Source organism: Draconibacterium sp. IB214405, from assembly GCF_033963885.1.
Classification (GTDB): Bacteria; Bacteroidota; Bacteroidia; order Bacteroidales; family Prolixibacteraceae; genus Draconibacterium.
The window spans coordinates 722767-740411 of record NZ_JAXBMA010000002.1 but is presented as its reverse complement, the minus strand read 5'-3'; the positions used below and the strand labels follow the sequence as shown (position 1 = coordinate 740411).

Sequence of the window (17645 nt, the reverse complement as noted above, 5' to 3'; positions counted from 1 at the left end):
ATACTATATCATTTAGCCCCTAATTCAAATTAGCGGCTCTTTACTAACGTTACATCATCAATTTGGCAACTGGCATTCGCCAATCCCCTGGCTATAAAACCAATTTCTACTTTACCATTTACTATTTCAATCCCATCCAACTCAATCTGTGTCCAGCTATCGTTTTGTTTTATTTCCAGTGACTTCTTTCTTCCTCCACTTTCGGCATAAACTTCTAAAAGTTGAAAATTTGCACTGTTTTTAATTTTGGCAGTTAAGGCATAATCTCCATCCGCCAATTTTGCAAATGGAGTAGACTCAATGGATTGATATACTTTTCTTTCAAACTGAACATTGTCGGAAATATTCAGGCTCTTCTCTCCTGTCACAAATTTCCGGTCGGCCTCGGTATTAAAATAGTTCAGAACCGGAGAATCCAAGTCCCCAATTACTATTTCGTTTCCCTGATATATTTTGGTTGTCCAGCCTTTTAATTGCTCCTGCAATGGTTTTTCAGGTGATGGAATATGCCGGCGATCAGCTTCAAAACTTCCGTTCCTGACATAATTGTTATCATCAGCGACCTGCCATTCGCCGGTTGCCTCGTCGAGGTTCCACGAATGAAGTGAATTAAAATAAGGTGTTTCGCCAACAAAAGATAAGGGGCACCATTGGTTATACCCCAGCCCATTACCGGCAAAATTGGCCCACCTGTCGCCACAATAAACCACGGTTTCCTGTTTACTTCCTTTTACATTTACAAAAAATCCGGTTTGTGTTACGTGTGCATAATCCTCCTGACAACCAGGTGTTATCAGCATTTTGTTTTCAGGAGTATATGGTCCTCTGATATCATCGGCCACCAGATAATAAGCGTACGAAGAATCCCAGCCATAAAGATTGGATGCAAATACGTAATATTTGCCCTTGTATTTAAACATACAATTTCCTTCCCTCCCTTTTCCTTTAAAAATCGGGGTGCAATCCAACAAATCTACCTGCCCGTCTTTAACACCAATCTCTGAAATATAAATGATATGACGCCCTCTTCCGTAGGAATATACCAGATACGATGTTCCATCGTCGTCGGTAAAAATGGTTTGATCTCCGGTATTTGAAGTACCGATTCGACTTTCCATATTTATTCGCCGGTGCCACTCGAACGGTCCGGTTGGATTGTCGGCAACGGTTACAAGCACCTCTTTATCGTGTTGAATAAACATTACATATTTATAGAGTCCTTTTAAGTATAATACACCTAGTCGCCCCATCCATCGAGTGTCTTTGTAATGTTTGTCCACCTCTTTGCGGTCGAGTACGTTATTTTCGAATTTCCAGTTAACTAAATCAGTAGAAGAGTAACAGGTAACAGCAACAAAATTATCAATTGGTTGAGTAATTGAGGGATCATTCCGATACAGTTCAGCTTCTTTATAAAAAGCTCCGTACCAATAGTATTTTACTTCGTTGGTTTGGGGATCGGCAAACTGAAAAATACCTCCCCCTTGACTATATAGAGCGGATCCATCTGAAGTATTCCAGAATTGATCATTTTTTATATTCAATTGCTGTGCAGTCAAGATTTCTGCCGTACAAAGTAGTATCAACAGAATACACGTTATGGGAAATACTTTTTTTGATTGATTAACGAATCGTATCATAGTTTTAAGTCCTCGATAAATCTGTTTTTTGGAATTAGTTAGTCATAAAAGGTCAATCGTGAAGCATCATCCTGCACCTTAAAAATTCAGGGTTGGCTCTTAGAACCAGGATTAGCTATCAGATAAAATTTTGAAATAGTGGCTACAGAATAATGTTAGTCAGATACCAGCTTAAGAAATTCAACCCGGTATCTGACTTTTATTATTTGCCTTCTTAATTATCCTGGCTCCAACCTTCGCGTTCGAAAGTTTGAGCTAAATCTTTGCCATAACCAGCTGCTTCTTCAACTGCATAATTTGGAAGAGGAATATACTGGTGCGTAGGTGTTTCGCCTTTGTATAATTTACAGTTCGTGCGGTATTTGTTAAAGCGGATCAGGTCGATTTTACGCTTTCCTTCGAAGAATAATTCGTGACCACGCTCCATTAACAGTGCATCCATAAAACCGTCGTAGTTTGCAATGGCATCGCCGCTAAGTGGCTCTAAACCTGCTCTTGCCCGAACATCGTTTACTCCCTGAAGTGCTTCACCTGCAGGAACACTTTGATTTTTACGTGCTACTGCTTCAGCATACATCAACAAAACATCCGACCAACGAGCCAAAGGCCAATCGGTTGGCTGGTAACTCTGATCTACTTCCTGAGGATATTTATTTACGATAAATCCATTCCATTTATCATTGATATCATCTCTTGATACAGTAACTAAATCGCGATTAAGATATGAAGTAAGAATTGTATTTCTTCTCATATCTTCTTCATCGAAAGTATCGTAAAACTCAGGCGATATATTAAATGCCTGTCTCCAACCTCTGCGGATAAATGGCGTATCATTACCTTCAGCATCAGCTGTAGCGGCATCACCAGGAGCTAAATAATAGGAAATTGGATTAAAGCTACCATTTGCAGCTTGTCCGTTACCAGCACTACTTACCGAAACTGCCATTATTACTTCCTGGTTAAACTCGTTGGCAATTTTAAACTGCTCGGCATAAGCATCGTCACCCCCATTTGTAAACAGGCCGTAACCTGACGCTTTAAGGTCTTCGTACATTTGAATCGCTTTGTCGTAATAACCGTCAACATGATAACCTTCATTCAAATAGTGCGACATCGCCATATACTTCGCATAGTCGGCCGTGTAACGTCCGTTGGGTTGATCATTCGACATATTTTCCGCTGCATATTCTAAATCTGCGGTAATCATCTCAGTCATTTCTGTAAGGCTTGGACGTACAATATTTTGTTCGCCTTCTTCCGTTCCAATCAATTCAGGATCGACAATTACGGGAACCGGACCATACATGTGAAACAAGTTGTACATCATTATTCCCCTTAACAATCGTGTTTCTGCAACAAGCTGATTCCTTGTTTCATCCGTTAGAAAGTCAACACTTTCCAGCGTTCCGATAATGTTTGTAAAACGGGTGACATCACGAATTTTCTCTAAACTATTCGGATTAGCATCGCTAGGCGCACGATTCCAATAAATGCAATTCGCATAATTCGCCTGTGAAAGATCAGTCCATCCGCTCCACACATTAATAGTCCATGGAGCCATAACATCGGCAGTGGCATCAAAAATTTTAACCGCTCCCCCTGTTGGTACGTACCAGTTTCGCTGCGATGTACCTGATAAATTATAAGCCCAATAAATGTGGAATGGCTGGTAGCATGTCATCATCAATCCTATACAATCATCTTCAGACTGAGGGAAGTTGGTAGTACTTAAACTACCATATATTTTGGGATCAAAATCATCTTCGCAACTTGTTATAAACAAAGTTGATGCGATAAGAAGTGTTATAAATATTTTAAGTTTCATGATCGTCTTTTTTATTAGTTAAAATTGATTTTAACACCAACTGAGAAAGTTCTCGTTTGTGGATATTCAGCACCTTTGGTTTTAGAGCTACCTCCGGTTCTGATCTCAGGATCATAGCCTTCAAAATTTGTAATTGTAAGCGGATTTTGTGCATCAACATAAACCCGGATATTATTGAAGTATTTTCCGGCCGAACCAAGTTGTTTACCTGTTATATTGTATCCCAGTGTAATATTTCGGAACCGAAGGAAAGAAGCATCCTGATACATCACATCGATACCTGCATCTCCAGGCAACGAAACATTAGATGCTTCGTACGCATAACCTGGTAAGCGACCGTCCTGATTGCTTTCAGAACTCCATAAGTCGAATGCGTATTTATTCTCGTTGTTTGTTTGATTGGCTATAAGTCCAGCATTTGCCCAATCCCAGGCGTAGTTGTATTTATTCACTCCCAACTGTGAGTATACAAACACATCCAAATCCCAGTTTTTGTATGTAAATGTGTTTCCAAAACCAAAATACAATTTAGGCACCTCGTTGCTCATTACCACATCATCAACCGTAATTTCGCCATCGTTATTATCATCAACAATAATCGGGAAACCTGCAACCCGGAATTCTTCAGGTTGCGAAGACGGAATATTACTTAGGTCAGCATTTACCATTCCATTTGTTTTGTAGTAATACCTTGCATTGGTAGGTTCTTCGTCACGAATCTGATATTCCTTATAATCGTAGTTCGGGAATCGTTCCATCCAAACCGAATTATATTTCGACAAGGTTAATGTAGAGTTCCAGGTAAAATTCACCTTTCTGATGTTTTCGGTGTTGATCATTGCATCCCATCCTCTTCTTCGGATGTGACCTCCGTTAATAGGATAAGTACCAAACATCGACAGTCCGGCAGTGTTTGCGTAACCAAGCATGTTTGTTACATCGTTTTGGAAGATATCGAAGCTACCGGAAACTCTATTTTTGAACATATAAAAATCAAGTCCAATATTTTTCATTTCGGTTTTTTGCCAGGTTACGTTCGGATAGTCGATACCATTTTGTTTAAAAGAAGAATACACTTCACTACCTTCTTCAAATTTAATAACCAGACTTGGCGAATAGGTTCCATAAAGTGCCGAACCAAGGTTATCGCTACCAGTAGTACCATAACTGGCACGAAGTTTTAGCAGATCTAACCATGAAACATCATTAAGAAACTCTTCGTTTGTCATTTTCCATGCTACCGATACTGATGGGAAAAGACCATATTTTTTCTCAGGGAAGAATTTATCGGTACCATCGCGACGTAAAGTGGTTGCGATTACATATCGATCGAGAATATCAAAATTAGCTCTCAAAAACTGTGAACGCTTTTCACTTTCATTTTTATATGATCCCGGATTTTTATTTCCTGTTACGGCGCTAACGTTATCATTTGCGATTACATCGTGTTGTGTATCGTAGGCGAAACTCAATCCTTTACTTGAGTTTAAATATTTACCAACACCAGCCACAACATTCATATTCATAAATTCACCAATCTGCTTATTAAATGACAGGGTTGCTTCGAATGTCTGATTTTCACGTCCATCGTATGCGATGTTACCACGCGACTGATAAGTTTGGTCAAAATATACATAAGACGGAATATAAACGTAGCGATTAGTTGCCTCTTTGTTATTACCGTATAACAATTTCGCACTAAGCATATCCTTAATAAGCGTAATGTCGGCAGTAAAATTCAGATATGTTCCGTTTGATTCGGTATCATCATCAATATCCTGCATAGAAACAGCATTCGGAATATTACTAAACAGGGTATAATCTCCGTTTTCGTCGGTAACCGGCAAATACGATGGATACGATAATGCTGCTGTTAACGCACCGGCAGCTTGTGATCCACGACCGCTGCTTGCGCCACCAACACTCGAGTTTTCGTACTTATTTCGGTTCACATTCATTATAGAAGATAACTTCAGAAATGATGTCAACTGGAGAGACAGATTACTGCGCAAAGCGTAGCGTTCCATGCTTGAGTTGGTAACAGTACCATCTTGCTTAAAGTAGTTTCCCGAAACATAATAGGTTACTTTTTTACTTCCACCACTTACCACCAGGTTATGGTTATGAATGGCACCATTACGTAAAATTTCATCTACCCAATCATAACTTTCGGCATTGGCGATAGCTTCATCAGAAAAAGGTTGGGTCCAGCCATTATCGAAAGCATTGCTTCCGTATGCACCCATTTCATTATTATACAGGTATTGTTCCTTGCTAAACGTGTTTACCAGCCCCATATAATCAGTTGCATTTAGCGACTTGATATAAGGATAGTTTTTAACGAATGAATAGCTTCCGTTATAGTTGACGTTCATTGGTGCTTCTTTACCCTTTTTAGTAGTTACCAGGATTACACCATTCGCTGCATCAACTCCGTATATTGCTGCAGAAGCATCTTTTAATACTTCAATCGATTCAATATCTTCCGGGTTCAAACCGGCTAAGCCACCACGGTTTACCGAAGACGGTACAACAGTGGTTGATCCACCTGAACTTGATTCGAGTGAACTGCTTGGCATTACAATTCCATCAATTACATATATAGGATTTCCTCCACCACGGATTGATACATTAACTGCACCACCCGGCTGAGGACTTGAAACTGTAGCTTGTAATCCAGCAGCACGTCCCAACATTAATTGCGACATATTACTGGTAGCCGATTTTTCAACTTTGTCGGCTTCCACTTTCGAAATTGCAGTAGTTAAGTTTTTACGCGAAACCGTACCGTAACCAATTGCAACCACTTCATCAAGGCCAATGGCGTCAGCCAGCAATGTTACATTTATAGTTGTTTGTGATCCTACCAGGATTTCCTGTGTTTTCATTCCAACAAACGAAAACTGCAAAGTTGCATCAGCTGGCACATTCGGCAGAGTATAATTACCATCAATATCGGTAACCGTACCTTGTGTAGTTCCTTTAATTATAACAGTTACACCAGGTAATGGCTCGCCACCATCGTCGGTTATTGTACCGGAAATGGAGCTTTGCTGTTGGCCAACAATATCGGGAGCTGTTACCTCGGGAGTTGTTAGCACGATAAAGCGGTCTTTTACAGTATAATTAACATCTGTTCCATTGAATATTTCATTGAGTACATCATCGATTTTTTTATTGTTAGCATCAACAGAAATACGTCGGTTTACATCAACAATTTTTTCACTGTACATGAAATAGAATTCGCTTTGTTTCTCAATCTGCTGCAAAACTTCCTTTACAGTCGAATTCTTCATATTCAGATTAAGCATTGCTGTCTGCGCGTACGATTTAGATGCAAAAACACTTGCAACGGAAATCAGAATCAAAAAGAGTGTAAGTTTCATCAGTCTAATAAGTTTTTGTAACCTGAGATTATACCAATCCCAGGCACAAGAGTCATTTTTTTTCATACTTTTGTTATGTTTTGATTAGAAATTACCCTGTACCTATCATTCTACAGGGTGGTTTATTTTTTACAGGGAATTGTTGGCGCAGTTCCCTGTATATTCTCTCCTGTTTTGTAGTATCTTGTTTAGTTCATTCAGTCCATAAGCATCATTTTAAGTTTGAAATCGTTTTATTGTCGTTTTTGAATATTAATCTGTTGTTTAGTGTAAGTTCCGTCGGGTAGTTTATTTCGTGACGAAACGGTATAAGTGATCGGGGTTGTTTCTGTCATTAGGTCGAGTATAAAAAACAGCGGCTCATCAATAAATGTCACGGTGTAGCTTAAATCTGTTAACTCTTCTGCAACAAAAATATCAACGTTAAACATCCTGCTGAGTTTACTTGCAACACCTTTAATCGGCTCATTATCAAACACAAGTTTTCCATCCTTCCAGGCAATATATTTATCAATATTTCCGGATGTTGATTCCATTTCGCCTGATGAAATATTGTAATCTACGTGTTGACCGGGTTGCATAGCACCAAGAGATTTTGGCTCTCCATCGTGTCCCTGCTCTTCCAGGCTAACTTTTCCGTTAACCAATGTTGTTGCAACATGTTGATTTTCGGGATAAGCCTGCACGTTAAATTCTGTTCCCAAAACTTTAATGTTCAGTTTCCCGGTATTAACGATGAATGGTTTTTCTGAATCATGAGCTACATCAAAATAGCCCTCTCCTATCAATTTAATTTCTCTGGTGTTACCTCTAAACTCCCTCGGATATTTAATTCGGCTTCCATAGTTCAGATTTACTTCGGTTCCATCTGTCAATTGAACCACAGTACGCGAACCAATTGGTGCAATAACCTCCAGGGTATCCACGCCAGCCTCAGCAGTCAGATAAGATTGAATGTTGTTATTGGTCATTAAATACAATAAAACACCCAGTAAAGGCAAAAACAATATTGCTGCTGCCCGGCTAAACCACCTGGTAACATCAGCAAACGATATGGTTTTTCCTTTTTCTACCTGATGCTCTTTTAAATTAATCTTGTGATGAATTTTATCGAGAAGGCGGCTGTATTTTTTGTCATCAGTATTTTCTAACGACGGATTGAACGAAACCCAATCGGCTAATCCAAGATCTTTACCGTCTTTTGTTAAAGATTCTTCTTTCACCCATTCACTGAATTCTTCAAATTCCTGTGCGGAACAGTTTCCGTTTAAATATTTATTTAAAAGCTCTTTTTTCATTCTTTTCTTAATAAAACCTCCCATATAATGAGGGAGGTTTATAATCTAACCAAACTAAACTAACCAAAATTATTCAATCGGTTATTAGTATTACGCATGAACAAAAAAAGGGGACTAGTTAAAATATGATTTTTTTTTATCAGAAAAACAAATAGAAGAATAATGCATTGACTACCAATCCGGTATCGAGATTTGATTTTAGAAATTTTAAGGTGGTAACTAAATGATTTTTTACGGTATTCTCCGAAATGTTTAGTCTTGCGGCAATTTCTTTATGCGATAATCCCTCTTCCCTGCTTAGCATATAAATTTCCTTTTGGCGAGGCGTAAGTTGTTGTAAGAGCGACTGAACTTTATCATTGAGTTCGTTATATTGTAAGTCATCGATTACGCTATTAGCCTTTTGAATCTCTTGAACGGATTTCAGGTATTCTCTCGATTTTGACTCACTTATTCGTTTTCGCAACAAACTAATAGTAGAATTGTATGAAATGGTAAAAAGGTAGGCCTCAAACGATGCATGAACATCTATTTTTTTACGCGATTCCCAAATCTTTATAAACACCTCCTGCACAATCTCTTCGGCATCTTCTTCCTGTTTGAGATACCGGAGTACAAATTGATGTAATTTATGACAATAGATGTTATAAATTTTATCAAATGCCTCAATATCTCCTTGTTTCAGCAGATTGACCAGTTCAGTATTTATTTTGGTACTTCCCAAATTTAGCTTACCAGTTAGTGCTGTAAAAATATAAAATTAATCGGCATTTTCTTAATACCTGTGTTTATAACAACACTAAGCTATAGCAATAAAAAAAGAACGTCTTTAGCGTTTGATAAATTATAGATAAGTAATAGTTGTTTTATACTCCGGAACAACTTTAAATCCTTTAATTTTCAAATACTTTCCATCCTCGAATTCAGGAATATTTTTTAAATCCTTCAGGTACTCATAATCCGAATACATGGGATGAAAAATCAAAACCATTTTCTTGTCTTGTAACTGCGTAGCGATATTTTTTAATCCAATCTCCCACTTTCTTTCCTGGTACAAATGGTCGGTAATTAATTTTCCGTCGATAAAAGCAAGGGCACGGTCGCCAACATAATCGGCTTCCACAAACACATCGTTTAATAGCGAGATATCGGAATTCAACTGCATCGTATACTTTCTTGGGCTTACTTTCTCAAAGCTAATTTCGGGTTCAATTCTTTTAAATGTTATCGAATAAGAATTGAATCCAGCAAAAACTGTTTTTTCTTCTTTTATGTTTCCATTCGATAGTGTGAAGTCTCTTTTTCGTTCAGGAAATACATGCATCCGGTTATTCTCCTTTCTGCTAATAAATCCGAGGTTGTTGTTGTCTTCTAAAATAAGAGCTTCAGAAACGTAAAGTTCCTCACCTATCTTCACCGCATTTATGGCCAGTTCATGTGGAAGAACCAAAATTTTAACGTCGTTTACAGTAAACGAAAAAGGAGCGTCGCTTTTCGAAGTCACCGACTTCATTCCTCCAACTTTGCTTACCTGTGCATTCTGTAGTTTTGAAATACGTGCTTCTGGTGCAAAGTTTAATTCAGCTTCGATGCCCTTTATTGCGCTAAATAGGAAGTAATCATTATTTCCGTGCAATACTGTTAAAGGTTGAACCGTAGCAGATTTTAGAGTTGTATTTCCCAAATCCAGGTTAAATGGCAATATAGCACTCGCGGCTTTCGGAACATTGAATGAACCATTGGCCGGAAAAGATATCGTTTCATTGTTAGTCACTACCTCAACGTTAACCTCCTCAATATCTTTAACATCCACATGATCCTGAAAATTTATCAAAAACAGAAATCCCGAATCGCCATACGAACGAACGGCATATCGCAGTGTTTCACTATCGTTAGGAGAAATAGCTGCATTTGTTTCCGGCAATACCGTTTTCATAGGGGCCAACTTTGCTCCATAAACTTCTAAAAACTGGTGTAACATTCGCAGATGTTTAAAATGATAACGTACCTGTCCGTACTGGCCGATTGGTGCCTGAAAATCGTAGTTCACGCGTGGAATACCATTCACTTCTTCGTTATAGAATTTGCCATCGAATGCTGGCGTAGAACCTCCATGATACATGTAATATCCTATTCCGTTTGAGCCACTGCCAATAATACGAACCATCAGTGGATTTACACTTTCGAAGGGAACTATTGGCCGTCGCGAAAATTTGGGTTGAATACCCGGACCAATTTCTGCTGAAATGGAAGGATACAATTCGGTATCGTAGCTTACCGGACTGTAATCGGGATTGTGTTTAATGTCTTTAAACAAATAAAAACCGGATGGACTTGGGTCGGCCCAAAACGGATAAGCATAACCTGCTGTTACCGGAATACTTCCTTTTTCAACGATCGTGGCATTTCCCCAACCTGTTGCGGTATACAGAGGAACATCGATTCCGTGTTTTTTTACTATTGCTTTCAGGTTCGCCATGTGCTCTTTTCCATATTCCGACCAGGGATTATTTCCGTCGGTAACCGCAATCTGCTCATGCGCTAACGCAGCATCGCGGTCGGCAACTGTAAGTTCATCTTTGCTGCCGGGATAATCAAATTCCCATGGAGCAGCCGAGTGCTGGTATTCGTTTTCCAGCTGAATACCGATTACCGGACCACCATCTTTGAACAACAAACCTTCTATTTGATTTGCAATCTGTCCATACAATATATCCACATATGCCAGATATTCAGGATCGTTACTGCGTATTTCAAAAGCTCTTCCATACAACCAGTCGGGGATTCCGCCATTTCGCATTTCTCCGTGGCAAAACGGCCCCATCCTTACAATGGCATACATTTTATGCTTTTGTGTTAATTCCACAAACTTTCGGAGATTCAAATCACCGGTCCAGTCAAAACTGCCTTCCTGGCGTTCATGAAGATTCCAGAAAACATACGTGGCAATTACATTAATACCTCCGGCTTTCATTTTTAGGATTTCTTCCTCCCAATATTCCTCAGGAAACCGGGCATAATGAAATTCTCCAACCACAGGAAAAAACGGTTTGCTGTCTTTCTCAATAAAGTAGCTATTCACCGAAATTTCCTCTCCTGCCGGATTGGATCCCCCAAGATCGAGATGCCCGCGAAGAATTTCATTTTCGGGCTTATTGATATTGATTTTGTACGTTGTTTGCGCCTGAACAGCAAATGCGGCAAAAATACCAAGAATTAAACCTATTTGTTTTCTCATTTTTATCGTTTTCAGATTTTTACAAAAGCCAATATAAAATTATGGATCTTCTCTTACATACGATTTCCAGCCTTCCCGCTCCTTCTTTTCAAACAGTTCTTCAATTACTTCATAATCAATTTGGGTTTCAGGAACAAACTGATCTGATTTCATATAATTCAGTATACTTTGTTTTAACTGACCGGCAACCGGACGCTGGCCCAAATCAGTGCTTAAATCGGCACTGCAAACCATCAGTTTCCCATTTCCCACTTTGGCTTCAAAGAGCATGGCCAACCTGCGATTCATAAACCAGGTGTCGATGGGTTGAACCAGCGGACGAAAATCAACAGGAAAATTTTCCAGGTTCATTACTTGCTGGTGGTTGCTGATCTCCCACCACTGCAGGTCGCTGTAGTTTTCTGTCGGAAAATCATCAAATACAGGATGTTCGTTCTGAATTAAAATGCCAGTGGTATGTGGTGGGCGCATTCGGAACCACGATGTGTTCCAAAAAGCAGGCACATAATACTGCACTACATCTTTTCCGTTTTCAACATTTCCGGCTGCAAGCAAAAGCACTGACTTTCCATTGCTCAAAGCTTCTTCCAGTTCAGGACCGGGCTTTTCAAAAATTACTATATTTTCTTTATTTATTTCTGATTTTGAAACCGGGTAAACCCAGATTTTCCAACTGTTCTCATATTCTCCTACCGAAACCGACAAGGTAAATTGTGCTGCTTTTTCAACAAAATTAAGAGGAATTTCCAGCGTAGCTATTTTATTGTTTTGCCCGACAGGAATGGAAGTTGGCTCAAAAGCACCTTCCTTAAGCATTTCCGCCGATTTGTTTGAGAGCTTCCATTTAACCGTTGAATTTTCCAAAACGTTTCCGCTGAAATTGGCTATTTCAACTTCGGCTTTTAATGTTTCGTTGTCCTGAAAAGTAAATTTGGGTAAGCAAACAAGCGGCACAACTTCGTTACAAAAACGTTTAAATTCGTTTGCCGTGATGTATCCTTTTTCATCCCAGAATGCATCCAAAACACCAACCAGTGCAGAACCCTGTCCCGGGAAATCATTTAAACTCAACAACTGAAATCCTGCAAGGTTTGCTGTTCTCAATGTAGCTTCAATCTCCTGTTTGTAACACGAGGCCTGGAGTTTTCCGGAAGCCATCAGAAAATCGTCGGCTAAATCAGCCATGTGATGATCCGCCAGATCCTCCTTGAACAACTCAAAATTCTTTGCTTTCAGGGAGCCTGTATATTTTTCAATCTCATCGAAATTTGGAAAGACACACCACTGTCCCATTTCGAAAGTTACGTATGGGCGCTCCTGGCTTTCGGTTTTATTGTTGTAATCGAAAACCGACTCAGGTTGTTTGTTGTTCCACTCCAAACCCCGTGGTGGAGAACGATCTATAAAATCGCTGTTTTCGATGATCGCCCAACTGCGTCCTGACGACATGCCAGTAAATACACGTTGCGAATCGTAAGCTTTAAAATGATCAACCCAATTTTCGAGATAAGGTACATAATTCCCCGAAGGTTCGTTTCCATATGCCATCATCACAAATGACGGATGATTGCCGTAGGTATCCAGAATTCGTTTTGTCTCCTTCATTAAATAGTCATCGATGGGTTTGCCATCGCCGAGTGTTGTCGAATACTTCGCCCAACTGGGGCCTTCAACATGCAGGTAAATCCCGGCTTCATCGGCAGCGCAAAAAGCAGCTTCAGGCGGACAATACGAATGAAAACGCATGTGGTTCAATCCAAAATCTTTGCAGATATTAAAAATCCGTGTCCATTCTTTTTTATCGGTTGGCGGATAACCTGTCAGCGGGAAAACGCAGCATTCAGTGGTTCCGCGCAAAAAAACAGGAATTCCATTATTCTCAAAATGTTTTCCGTTTACGGTAAATTCCCGCATCCCGAACTGAACATCTTTGGTATCAATAGTTTCTGAATTCTCTTTTAATGACACTGTCATTTCATACAAATCCGGCGAAAACTCGCTCCAGGTTTTAATAGCTTCTCCCATTGAGATTTCAAAGGTCATAGAACTTTTATCGTCTTCCCAGTTTTTCGATATTTTTGCGATTTGAGCATCAAAATTTTGTCCTTTAATATTGAATTCCAAACTACCTTTTGAAAGTACAGAATTCAGTTTCACGTCAACTTGTATCGATTTATTCGCCAGGTTTGGGATCAATTTCAACTGATCAATTCGCACATTTGATACAGGATAGATTTTTAATACTCCCACCAATCCATTCCAATTTCCTTGTGTATGATCTGTAAGACTGGAAGAATTAACTCCCGGATCAATGTCGCGAATGGCATTGTCAACCTTAATTGTTAGCTTGTGCTTTCCTGCAGAAACTGTAGCTGCCGGAATAATAAACTGATGCGGAGAAGACAAACTATTGTCTGATCCAATTTCAAGCGAATCGATCCAAACCGTAGTTTGCCAATGCGGACGTTCGAGAAAAACAATCATGTCTTTTCCTTCCCAACTTGCAGGTATCTCCACTTCCTTCTGGAACCACGCAATTCCTTTGTAATGTTTCACCGGTGTTAGCCAGAACGGAAATTTTACATTGCCCGGCTGGCGGTACTTTTCCATGGCCGGATTAAAATACCACGAACTATCATAAATACTTCCGGTCCAATCGGTTTTTAAAGTTGGTTCATCGCCGATATTATAATCCCTTAAAGCACCTGGAAGCTTAACTTTTCCCTGGAAATCGGTAGTGAACCACTTCTCTTTTTCACCAATTTCTTGTATGTCGAGTTTATAATTCCACTCGCCGGCAAGGTCTAATTCCGGCAAATCGGCCTGTTTACAAGCGCTAGTTACAAAAGTCAATACAATGCAAAACCCTATTAATCTTTTCATGTGGTAAAGCTTTTATCATTTGTATGTAGAAGTGGATTTTTCTACTGTTTCCAATAAATCTTTTGCTCCAACATGCATAGAATTTAACTGCAATACTTCTTTCAGCTTCTTCTCTGCATTTTCCTTTTCGTCAAGTCCTACATTTGCAAGTGCAATCAAATAATTGGCATCCATGGTGTTTCGTTTCTGAATATCATCTTCAAATACCAGTAACAAGGGTAAAGAAGTAGCAAAATAATCGATCTGTGCTTTCTCGTTCAATTTAGCTTCACCAAACTTCTTTATATCAAGCAATAAAGCCTGAGCTTCAACTTTCTCACCCAATTCGTTCAACGAAAGTGCTTTGTAAAACGACAACTCGGAATAGGCACTCACTGCCATGTCGATAAAGTCGCCTTCTTCGTTTTTACTTGCGAGAAAATGTGCTCTGGCTCTTTCTGTCTTCCCTATGGCTTTCAGCGCCATTCCCTTCCAGTAATTAATGTGCCCAACAGCTTGAAGCGGATGGTATTTCTCACCCAGATTATCCGGGGTATTCACTGATCTATTAAAGTATTCCAAAGCGGTTTCAGCATCGCCTGCGTTCAATGCATCTTGTCCTGATTTTAAGCAAGCGTAGGTGTATTGTCGTAAAACCTGGCCTTCGCCACCCTCCCACGGGTGAAAATTACGATGCTCTAACAGATTTAACGCGTTCTTGTAATCACCGCAAAAATTGTACAGCGCAGCCAATTCAACCGAAAAATCATCGCGTGTTGTAATTTGATCTTTGATAGACAACAGATCTTCCAATCGTTGTTTCGGATCGTCGTTTAGCTTTTTGCGCAACTGGTCGAATTCGTATCGAATACGCATATCGTTCGGAGCCAGTTCAACAGCTTTTAAGAAAGCTGCCCGGGCTTTTTCGCCATCTTCAAAAGTATTCCAATACGCAATTCCCAGATTTCGATAAAGTGTTCCGTAGCCACGGTTTGCATCGGCAGCATTTTCCCAAACACTGATTGCATCTTTATGCCTTTTCAGGTTGAAATAATAGTTACCCAAGCCGAATGCTGCAACTGGATTTTTACCATCGACTTTCAAGGCCCATTCCAACACCAGTTGTTCGTAAGTACGAGATGGGAAAACATAATCGTAGGATGCTGATTTTGTCTTTTCCAGGATCTCAACAGCTTTTTTACTATCACCACTTAAATCGTATAACCAGGCCAAAACAAACTCGGTCATTACCACTTTTGCCATTGGATTTGGCACAGCACATTCCGGAACTTCATTTATCTGATGCAACTTAATAACAGCAATTGCTTCCTGATAAAAACCGGCTTCAGCATAATCAAAAGCAATGTCGATTACCGTTTGTGCATCGTTTCGTGATGACTGAATAAAATCGGCATATTCTCCCGATAAAGTTGTCAACTCAAACTTTGCCCACTGATCAAGCGGATCTGTTTTGAACAGTTCTGTCAATACATTTTGAGCAGCCTCTTTTTTACCCTGATTTTTCAGAATTACAGCTTTTAAAATAGTTGCTTTATTATTCTGACGGTTGGTATCTAAAGATGCCTCAAGATGTTCCAAAGCGGTTTCGTAATCCGACTTCAAACAATCAAGAGTTGCCAGCTGATAATAAGCTGCCGAACGCCACTCGAAATTCCAGGTTGATTTGTAGAACAATGCATATGCTTCTTCTTTCCTATTCTGGAACGAACAGGCTAAACCACAAAAATAATGCGCCTCGCCCGATGCAGGATTTGGATGATAAGTGGTTATGATATCAATGGCAGTCCTGAAATTCTTTTCAGCTTCGGCAAACTTGCCGTTTTTAAGCTCGACGCGGCCTAAAGCAATATATGATTTATAACTTTTCGGATCTTTTTTGATGGCTTCTTTCCAATATGTTTCCGGGTATCGGGTTGGATGACGATACAATTCCAAGTGTTCGCCAATCAACTCCAACTCATTCGCGCTTTCAATTTCATTCGGCTGTTTAGGTTCAAATGCCAGTTTGCGATTGCGTTCTTTCGGAACCTCACGATGATGATAAGCGATCAATTCTTTTCCCTGCTCATCAATTACAATCAACGAAATTGAATTCTCCTGTCCGACTTCAATCTGGATCGAAGAATCTTTCCAGGGCTTATCAGGCGATATCGTTTGTTTTTCAAAAACTTTCTTCTCATTTCCGATCACCAAAATGAACTTAAGGTTTTCGAATTTACGACTACCGGCAACACCCAAATCCAATTTGTTTCCTTGCTGAATCTCAAGTCGGATTGCCAAATCTTTATTGGCATTTTGTACCGGCCCAAGATTTTTATAACTCCACCAGAATTGCGAAAAGGTTTTAGTTTCGTATGGAAGCAGGTAGGTAAAATCGGGTTGATTATCGGTATAAACACCTGCCATTAACTCGAAATACGGGCCTCCTTTATCGGTCAATTCGCGATCCCAGGCACGGCCAAAATCTTCGCTCCCCCAGGTCCACTGTTTTTTACCCGGTGCAATATGTCGATTAGCCACATGAATGAATCCACCGTCTTCTTTAAAATCGTATCCTCCAAAAAAATCGTATTTCGTGTCGCAAACCATGTAGCTGGTTGGCACAGGAATATTGTTGTAATTACGCAAATCGTTTCTTCCCGGTCTTTCGTGGTATGGAATGCCGTAATAATCGTTTTCAGCAAAGGGGAAACTGCTTTGCGCCCGCACAGCGTGGTCGGCCACATAATGTACATCGGGCGGGAAAAAGCTCTGGTAATCTTTATGCACTTCCACCGCAACGTTGGCCCACCACAGGAATGTTTGTGTTAACGGCGTGCGGTTAAATAAGCGTCCCCGCAGCTCAACCAAAGCGCTGTTTGGGCGAATACGAATTCCATGCATCCCTTTCAATCGATACATCGGATCATATTCCGACATCCAGATTGTTCTGGCACCATCAGCTTCCTCTTCAATGTAAACATCGCTGGGTAAATACGTTCCCGGGCGGTGGTGTTGCGGCCAGTTAAACTCCACACCTCCACTAATCCATGGACCTGCTAAACCAACCAAAGCCGGTTTAATCACTTTCTGTTGATAGAAAAAATTGTAATTATTATTTGCTTTGTCCTGGGCTTCAAATATTCGGCCACCAATTTCGGGGAGCATTACCAGCTTTACAAATTCATTTTCAAGATAAGCAGCATCATAATTTCTATCTGTTTTATGATCATAAACCTTATCAATAAACGGCACCGGATAAACCTTTCCTGATGATCCCTGGTAAACTCTCTTTTCAAAGAAGACGGGATTTATTTCTGATTTTCCCAATTCGTAGGTAGGGATTACCAAATTTTCACGCCAGGCTTTAACGTTCATAATAATTCAATTTTATTG

8 protein-coding genes are annotated in these 17645 nt (G+C 39.8%); all 8 read right to left on the bottom strand.

The genetic code is table 11. The annotated features are described in order from the left end of the window. Window positions 1-29: 29 nt before the first annotated feature. A complete protein-coding gene (locus tag SLH46_RS09295) occupies window positions 30-1640 on the bottom strand; it encodes a family 43 glycosylhydrolase (protein ID WP_320280902.1) in 1611 nt (536 codons plus the stop codon). Between the two features lie 214 nt (window positions 1641-1854). Beyond that, window positions 1855-3465, bottom strand: a complete 1611-nt coding sequence (locus SLH46_RS09290; protein ID WP_320280901.1) for a RagB/SusD family nutrient uptake outer membrane protein — start codon at window positions 3463-3465, stop codon at window positions 1855-1857. Window positions 3466-3479: 14 nt separating this feature from the next. Beyond that, complete coding sequence (locus tag SLH46_RS09285) at window positions 3480-6851, bottom strand: SusC/RagA family TonB-linked outer membrane protein (protein WP_320280900.1); 3372 nt, start codon at window positions 6849-6851, stop codon at window positions 3480-3482. Window positions 6852-7084: 233 nt separating this feature from the next. Further along, window positions 7085-8149, bottom strand: a complete 1065-nt coding sequence (locus tag SLH46_RS09280; protein ID WP_320280899.1) for a FecR family protein — start codon at window positions 8147-8149, stop codon at window positions 7085-7087. A gap of 139 nt (window positions 8150-8288) precedes the next feature. Then, on the bottom strand, window positions 8289-8873 hold the full coding sequence (locus tag SLH46_RS09275) for an RNA polymerase sigma factor (protein ID WP_320280898.1): 585 nt from the start codon (window positions 8871-8873) through the stop codon (window positions 8289-8291). A gap of 120 nt (window positions 8874-8993) precedes the next feature. Continuing rightward, a complete protein-coding gene (locus SLH46_RS09270; RefSeq protein WP_320280897.1) occupies window positions 8994-11387 on the bottom strand; it encodes a beta-galactosidase in 2394 nt (797 codons plus the stop codon). 39 nt (window positions 11388-11426) lie between these two features. Next, entirely contained in the window at window positions 11427-14270 is a 2844-nt protein-coding gene (locus tag SLH46_RS09265) for a sugar-binding domain-containing protein (RefSeq protein ID WP_320280896.1), read from the bottom strand. 15 nt (window positions 14271-14285) lie between these two features. Next, window positions 14286-17627 carry a DUF5107 domain-containing protein gene (locus SLH46_RS09260; protein WP_320280895.1) on the bottom strand — a complete coding sequence of 1114 codons (3342 nt, stop codon included), beginning with the start codon at window positions 17625-17627 and terminating at the stop codon, window positions 14286-14288. Window positions 17628-17645: the final 18 nt, after the last annotated feature.